This window comes from Curtobacterium sp. Csp2 (genome assembly GCF_013347165.1).
In genome coordinates this window covers 1,063,467-1,070,415 of record NZ_CP054593.1, presented here as the reverse complement: position 1 = coordinate 1,070,415, position 6,949 = coordinate 1,063,467, and the positions used below count along the sequence as shown (strand labels likewise).

6 protein-coding genes are annotated in these 6,949 nt (G+C 75.6%); 1 reads left to right on the top strand and 5 read right to left on the bottom strand.

Annotation, left to right across the window (positions count from 1 at the left end; genetic code table 11):
- On the top strand, positions 1 to 341 hold a 341-nt coding region (locus HUN59_RS05420), incomplete at its 5' end, for a pyridoxine 5'-phosphate oxidase C-terminal domain-containing protein (protein WP_302691009.1).
- 6 nt (positions 342 to 347) lie between these two features.
- On the opposite strand, the gene HUN59_RS05415 is transcribed toward HUN59_RS05420, so the two are convergent.
- From HUN59_RS05415 to HUN59_RS05395, 5 genes are read right to left on the bottom strand one after another with little or no spacing between them, the layout of a single operon-like run.
- Complete coding sequence (locus tag HUN59_RS05415) at positions 348 to 1,973, bottom strand: PucR family transcriptional regulator (protein ID WP_174777773.1); 1,626 nt, start codon at positions 1,971 to 1,973, stop codon at positions 348 to 350.
- The gene (locus HUN59_RS05410; protein WP_174777772.1) at positions 1,970 to 3,046 is read right to left on the bottom strand and encodes a DUF917 domain-containing protein; all 1,077 of its coding nucleotides are present in this window, start codon (positions 3,044 to 3,046) and stop codon (positions 1,970 to 1,972) included. Before HUN59_RS05410 ends, HUN59_RS05415 begins: the two co-directional genes overlap by 4 nt.
- Positions 3,047 to 3,074: 28 nt before the next feature.
- Complete coding sequence (locus tag HUN59_RS05405; protein WP_174777771.1) at positions 3,075 to 4,190, bottom strand: DUF917 domain-containing protein; 1,116 nt, start codon at positions 4,188 to 4,190, stop codon at positions 3,075 to 3,077.
- A complete protein-coding gene (locus HUN59_RS05400) occupies positions 4,187 to 5,326 on the bottom strand; it encodes a DUF917 domain-containing protein (protein ID WP_141862505.1) in 1,140 nt (379 codons plus the stop codon). Before HUN59_RS05400 ends, HUN59_RS05405 begins: the two co-directional genes overlap by 4 nt.
- Positions 5,323 to 6,876 carry a hydantoinase/oxoprolinase N-terminal domain-containing protein gene (locus HUN59_RS05395; RefSeq protein ID WP_174777770.1) on the bottom strand — a complete coding sequence of 518 codons (1,554 nt, stop codon included), beginning with the start codon at positions 6,874 to 6,876 and terminating at the stop codon, positions 5,323 to 5,325. The genes HUN59_RS05400 and HUN59_RS05395 overlap by 4 nt, the downstream gene beginning before the upstream one ends.
- Between the last annotated feature and the right edge of the window lie 73 nt (positions 6,877 to 6,949).

Below are 6,949 nucleotides of genomic sequence, written 5' to 3'. Positions count from 1 at the left end.
GGGGTGACCTGCAGGTGCTCGCGTGGGTGAACGACCGCGAGGCCGCGGAGCGTGACCCCGAGCGCCGGCGACGGGTCTGGGCGGACTTCACGGCATCGCGCGGTGGTGCTGCGCTCGATCCGCCGTCGACGTGGGCCGGCGAGCACCGGCGACGGGTCTGGGCGGACTTCACGGCATCGCGCGGTGGTGCTGCGCTCGATCCGCCGTCGACGTGGGCCGGGTACGCGCTGACCCCGCATCGGATGGTGTTCTGGCGCGGTGCGATCGACGCCGCGAGCCACCGGACGGCCTACGAGCGGGGCCCGGACGGCTCGTGGTCGCAGGAGTCCTGGCCGGGCTGACCGGCGCTACGCCCCGCCGAGCGCCCGCGTCGCCAGGTGCAGCGCGAGCCGGGTCTCCGGGTCGCCGAGGTCGACGCCGAGCAGCCGCTGCACCCGGTCGATCCGGTCCGCCACGGTGTTCCGGTGCACCCCGAGCACGGCCGCGGTCTCGGCGACGGACGACTCCGCGTCGAGGTACGCCGCCAGGGTCGAGCGGAGCGCTCCCCCGCCGCGCTCGAGCGGGGCGAGGAGCTGCTCGGCCGCCGGCAGGAACGTGTCGGTCTGCGTCCACGCGAGCAGCAACTGCGCCAGCCCCAGGCGGTCGACGTGCACGAACCATCCCGACTCGGGCCGGGCGGCGGCCAGGCGGACGGCGTCGCCGGCCTCGCCGAGGGTCCGGACGAGTCCGGCGGGCCCGGCGTGCACGCTCCCGACGCCGGCGTTCGTGTCGACGGCCGAGCGCAGCGCGTTCTGGGCGGACCGGACGGACGCGGCGAGGGCGGCCACGGCGGCCCGGTCCGGCTCGTGCGGCACGGAGCACCAGAGCGCCCAGCCGTCGGTCTGCTCGACCACGACGACGTCCAGGCCCTCGCCGTCGAAGGCCATCTCGACCTCGCGGCGCAGGGCGACGGCGTCGACGGGTCCGCGGGCGACCAGCCGGATGCCGACGTGCCACGCGTCGAGCTGCCACCCCGCGGCGATGGTGCGCTGCACGAGCGGCGGCGCGGGTGCCCCGTCGGCCGTGCGGAGGTCGTCGAGCATCGCCATCCGGTAGCGGGCGTCGCGTTCGTCGTCGAGCCGGGTGAGCACGAGGCGGTGCCCGGCCGCGACCGCCGCGACCCGCAGCGCCGTGGCGAGCGTGGCCCGCTCGGCGCGGAGCGGCGCGGTCAGCCCGACGGCCAGCCAGGCGCGCGGCCCGATGCCGGTCGGCACCGGCACGGCGACGACCGTCTCGGCAGCGCCGCCCGACGAGCCAGCACCACCGGACGACGCAGCGCCGCCCGACGACGCAGCGTCGCCCGACGAGCCAGCACCGCCGGACGAGGCGCCGTCGCCGGGGTCCGTCGCCCACACCGGCTCGCTCGTGCCGACCGTCCGGGCGAGCAGCGCGGCCGTCGACGGCGCGACCCCTGCCCCGCGGAGTGGTCGACCGGAGGCGTCGAGGAACCGCACCGGGTGCCCGAGGTCCGCCTCGAGCCGGGTGAACAGGTCCTCGAGCTCGGGGCCGGCGTCGAGCCCGGCGCGCGCGGCGACGACCGCGGCCCGTGCGGCCGGGGCGTCGCCGGTGCCGATCAGCTCGTGCACCCGCACCGACGTCGTCCACGGGTCGGGCGTCGCGAGCACCCCGACCCCGAGCCGGTCGGCGAGCGCCGCGGTCCCCGGCCCGGGCAGCGGGGTGTCCTCGGCCACGGCGACGACGAGGACCGCGACCCGGGCGGACGCGGCACGACGGAGCAGCACGTCGAACCGGGCGTCGAAGCGGGCCACGGGGGTGAGCAGCACGACCGCGTCGTCCTGCGGGGTGAGTGTCCGGCCGACCTGCTCCGGCGTGCCGACGACCCCGCGGACCGCGGCGACGGTGCCGGTCACCGGTCCGACGAGCACCTCGGTACCGGGCGGCAGCAGCGGCAGGAACTCCGCGACGGGGATCACGCGACGACCTCCGGCACGGGGTCGGCGTCGATGCCGAACGCCCGCGGCGACACCCGTTCCGTCCGGCGCGGGTCCGCCCACCACCACGGGGCCCCCGGGAGCACGAGCACGGCGAGCTCGTCGCCGACGCGGGCGCGGTCGGTCGCCACGGGCCGCAGGGACCGTGCGTCGACGACGACGATGCAGCTCGGGGTGGCCGCGACCGGCTCACCGTCGACCAGGCAGTGCACCCACTCGCTCCCGGCCTCGACCCGGACGACGGCCCCCGACCCGAGGTCCTGCAGTGCCATCGACCCGTGCACGAAGGCCACGGCGTCGCCCCCGCGCTGCACGTCGAGCACCCGACCGTGGGCGACCAGCCGACCACCGACCGCGGCCGCGAGCGCGCCGACGTCGCGCGCCCCGGCAGCGGCCCGTCCGGCACGGAGCGCGCGGCTGACACTGCCCAGGACGGCGCGGTCCGCGAGCGTCCCGGCGTCGACGGGGCCGATCGCGAACGCCGCCCACCCGCCGCTGTGCGACACCGCCTCGCGCCACACCGTCTCGAGGTCGCTCGGGTCGGGGGCGTCGACGACGATGCGGAGCCCGCTCGACGTGACGGCGGCCGCGGTGACCGGGACCGGGTCGACGAACAGGGACAGCTGGTCGATCCGTGGCGTCGCCCGACCGACCAGGTCGGCGTCGACGAGCGGCAGCCCGGCCGCCACGGCCGTCAGCGCGGCCGCGGGTCCGGTGACCCCGCCGATCTGCGCCGCGACGACGGCGTCCGCCCGCCGACCGGTCCAGCGCTCGACGGCCGCGAGCGCGTCCGTCAGCTCACGACCGCTCGGGGTCTTCTCCTCGAGCACGGTCGTGGACCCGATCAGCCCGACCGCCACCACCGACCCGAAGGCGCCGTCCAGCGGCACGACGGGCACCGCGGCCGCGCCGAGCGCGGTCCGCAGCGCGTGCAGCATGTGGTCGACCTGACCGCCACCACCGCACCCGAGCAGCGCGGTGCCGCGTCCGAGGTCGTCGACGTCGACGGCCTGGAGGCTCGTCACGGCTCCGTCACGCTGCTCGCCCTGGTGCACACCGTCGATCCTCGCGCATCGGCGCGGCTCAGCGCGCCCCCACCGGCACCCGTTCGTGCAGGTCCTCGACGGGCACGAAGGCGTCGTCGAGCCCGAAGCACGAGGGCCCGAACACGGCGAGTGCCTCCGGGGTGCGCATGAGGTCGGGCGTCGAGACCCCGACCACCCGGACGCGCTGCCCGTACCGGAGCCGCTCCGTGGTGATCGGTTCGGCGGTCTCCGCGTCGAGGACGCAGATCAGGTCCGGCACGACGGCGACGAGCCGGCCGTCGCGTCGCGCCACGAGGTTCTCGTTCTGGAAGGCGATCTCGAGCTCGGATCCGTCGGCGCCCTGCACGGTCGCGCGGCCCTTCGCGAACCCGTCCACCGTGCGGCGCTCGACGTCGACGACCTTGCCGTCGAACAGCTCGCGCAGGTGCGTGTAGATCGTCCGCGAGAACGCCTCGGCGAGGCCCTCGACGGGGTCGCGGTGCTCCTCGCGGGCGACCCGCACGGCACGACCGACGGCGAGCGCGAGGGACAACGTGCGCGGCACCGCGGTCTCGCGGACCTGGCGTCCGGTCATGGCGTACTCGGCGATGTACGCGACGCCGCCGAGCCGGATCGTGACGCCGCGGGCGAGCCACTCCATCTGGCGGTTGTCGTGCCCGGTGTCGATGACGACGCCGTGGCCGTTCTCGTCGCTGATCGCGAGCGGCGACCCGGGGACGCCGTACACCGAGAACGTCTCCATCTGCAGCTCCGGGAACGCGCGGCCCATGCCGTCCGCGTCGACCACCGGCAGTCCCCCGGTGGCCCCCACGAGGAGCGGGATCATCGAGTTGATGCCGCCGCACTCGATGGGCATGGTCGCGCTCGCGGTGCGGCCGAGGTGCTGCTCGAGCCGCCGGAGGGCACCGAGCGGCTCCGGGCCCGACGGGAGTCGTTCGAGCACGACGGTCGGGGCACCCATCTGCGCCGTCGGGATGACGAGGGCGTCGTCGGGGACCTCGTCGGGGTCGAGGATCGTGACGGGGCCGTGCTCCGTGATCGCCGCGCGGACGAGCAGCATCCCCACCGTCGGGTCGCCGCCGCCGCCGGTGCCCAGGATCGCCGCGCCCCGGGCCAGGTCGGGCAGGTCGTCGACGTCGATCGTCCAGCTCATGCGTGCTCTCCCTCGCTGACGGTGCCGTCGTGGCGGACCGCCGGGGTGTCGTAGCCGAAGTACCTCGGGCCGGCGAGCGCGAGGCCCGCCGGGGTGTGCCAGCGCGGGTCGGCCGGCGCGGTGACGATCCGGACGCGCGCGCCGAACCGCAGGCCCTCGGTGGTGATCGGTTCGCCGGTGTCGGCGTCCAGGGTGACGATGAGGTCCGGTGCTGTGGTGCGCACCGACCCGGCCACCTCGACCAGCAGGTGCTCGTTCTGGAACCGGAGCAGTGCCTCCCGGCCGGTGTCGCTGCCCGACCCGGTCAGGTGGGCGGTCCCGCGGGCGAACCCCGTGACGGTCTTCCGCTCGACGTCCGTGACCTTGCCGGTGAAGACGACCCGACCACCCAGGACCGACGCGACCGCGTCGACGGGGTCCTCGTTCGCGGCGCGCGCGTCGACCAGTGCCTCCCCGAGCCGGACGCACAGCGACAGGCTGCCGCGGACGTACGAGTCGCGGACCTGTGCACCGCTCATGGCGTAGTTCGCGGTGATCGCGGAGCAGCCCATCTCGACGGTCGCGGTGCGGGCGAGCCGCTCCGCCCACCGGTTGTCGACGGTGTCGAACACGACCGAGTTGCCCTTCTCGTCCGCGAGCGCCATCGGCGTCGCACGGACCCCGGCGAGCGTCGGCAGGACCATCTGGACCTCCGGGAAGGCGCGGCCCATCGCGTCGCCGTCGACGAGCGGCAGGCCGAGCTCGGCCGCCGCGACGATCGGACTCGTCGAGTTGACCCCGCCGACCTCGATGCACGCGATGTGCGTCGGCGTGACCCCGAGGTGCGCGGCCAGGCTGCGGACCGCCTCGGCGAACTGCCCTGCGGACGGGGTCTTCTCGACCATCACGGTCGGCGCGCCGATCATCGCGACGTTGAGAACGACGGCGTCGTCGGGCAGGTCCTCGACCTGCACCACCGGCACCGGGCCGTGCGCGCGGACGGCGGCCTCGGCGAGCAGCCGGCCGATGTACGGGTCGCCGCCGCCGCCGGTGCCGAGGATCGCGGCGCCCCGGGCGAGCGCGGAGCAGTCACCGTCGATCGTGGTGAGCGGCCGGGTGCCCGCGAGCGTCTCGACCGGGCTCTCGACGGTGCTCATCGGACGAGGGCCCCGAGCGCGAGGTCCCCGACGGCCTTCGCCCGGATGCGGGTGGCGTTGCCGGGCAGGTACGGGATCGGGACCTCGTCGAAGTCGACGATCGCGACGCTCGGGTCGGCGCCGGCCGCGACGGCGCGGTCGACGGCCTCCTGCCGGGCCTCGTCGACGACCGCGGACCGCTTGCCGTCGCTGATCGCGTAGACCTTGTCGACCTCGCCGGACACCTGCGCGATGGCGGCGCCGATCGCGTTCGCGACCGAGTAGTGCTCGGGCCGGTGGACGGTGCCGAGCCCGGGCAGGGTGTCCGGCAACAGCACCGATCCCCCGCCGACCGCGACCACGGGCAGCGGCGCGGACGAGGTGCGCATGCGCTCGACGACGTCGGCGACGCGCTCGGCGATCACCGCGAGGGCCCGCTCGGCGACCTCGGCGGGCACCCCGGCGACCCGTGCGGCGTCGCCCACCGCGCCCCGGCCACCGCGGACCGCGACGTCGGTGGCGGTGAGGGTGTCCCCACCGAAGACGAGTGCCTCGTCGACCAGGCGGTACCCGACCGAGTCCGGTCCGACGACCGCGCCGTCCTCGCGGATGCGGGACCCGCCGCCGATGCCGATCGACAGCACGTCGGGCATCCGGAAGTTCGTGCGGATCCCGGCGACGGCGACCTCGCCGGTGGCCTCGCGCGGGAACCCGCCGGTCAGGACGCCGACGTCGCTCGTGGTCCCGCCGACGTCGACGACCGCGCACGTGTCGAAGCCGGACAGCACCGCGGCGCCGCGCATGGAGTTCGTGGGGCCGGAGGCGAACGTCGCGACCGGGTAGCGCCGGGCGTACTCGACGTCCATCAGGGTGCCGTCGTTCTGGCTGAGGAAGAGCGGCGCCTCGATGCCGCTCGACGCCACCGAGCCGGACAGCCCGTCGACGATGGTGTCGGCGAGCTCCCGGAGCGCGGCGTTGATGATCGTGGCGTTCTCCCGCTCGAGCAGGCCGATGCGGCCGATCTCGCTCGACAGCGAGAATGCGACGTCCGGCCCGAGCTCGGCGGCCAGGACCTCCTGGGCACGCTGCTCGAACTCGTCGTTGATCGGCGAGAACACCGACGAGATCGCGACCGAACGGATGCCGGCTGCGGCGATCGCGGCGGCGTGCCGCTTGAGCTCCTCGGGGTCGAGCGGGGAGATCACCCGGCCGTCGAACTCGTGGCCGCCGTGCGCGAGGAACGCCCGGCCCTGCACGGCGCCGACGAGTCGATCCGGCCAGTCGGTGTACGGCGGCAGCGAGGCGGTGGCCGGCAGTCCGAGCCGGACGGCCGCGGTCGGGGCGAGCCCGCGGGCCTCGATGAGCGCGTTGATGAAGTGCGTCGTGCCGATCATCACGCCGTCGACGTCGGCGGACCCGAAGTCTCGCTGCTCGCGGAGCCCGGCGAGCGCCGCGACGATGCCGGAGGTCACGTCCTGGCTCGTCGATCGCTTCACGGCCGCGGCGACCGTGCTGCCGTCCATCAGGACGGCGTCCGTGTTCGTGCCGCCGACGTCGATGCCGATGCGCATGGGGGTCCTCTCGGGGTGGTGCGGATGGTGGAGCGGGTGGCGTCGGCCGTGCCGCGGCCGGATCAGGAGGCCG

What these genes read in the sequence shown, in the direction of transcription:
- HUN59_RS05405 (WP_174777771.1), bottom strand. Translation starts at nt 4,190, where the DNA reads ATGAGCTGGACGATCGACGTCGACGACCTGCCCGACCTGGCCCGGGGC.
- HUN59_RS05400 (WP_141862505.1), bottom strand. Translation starts at nt 5,326, where the DNA reads ATGAGCACCGTCGAGAGCCCGGTCGAGACGCTCGCGGGCACCCGGCCG.
- HUN59_RS05395 (WP_174777770.1), bottom strand. Translation starts at nt 6,876, where the DNA reads ATGCGCATCGGCATCGACGTCGGCGGCACGAACACGGACGCCGTCCTG.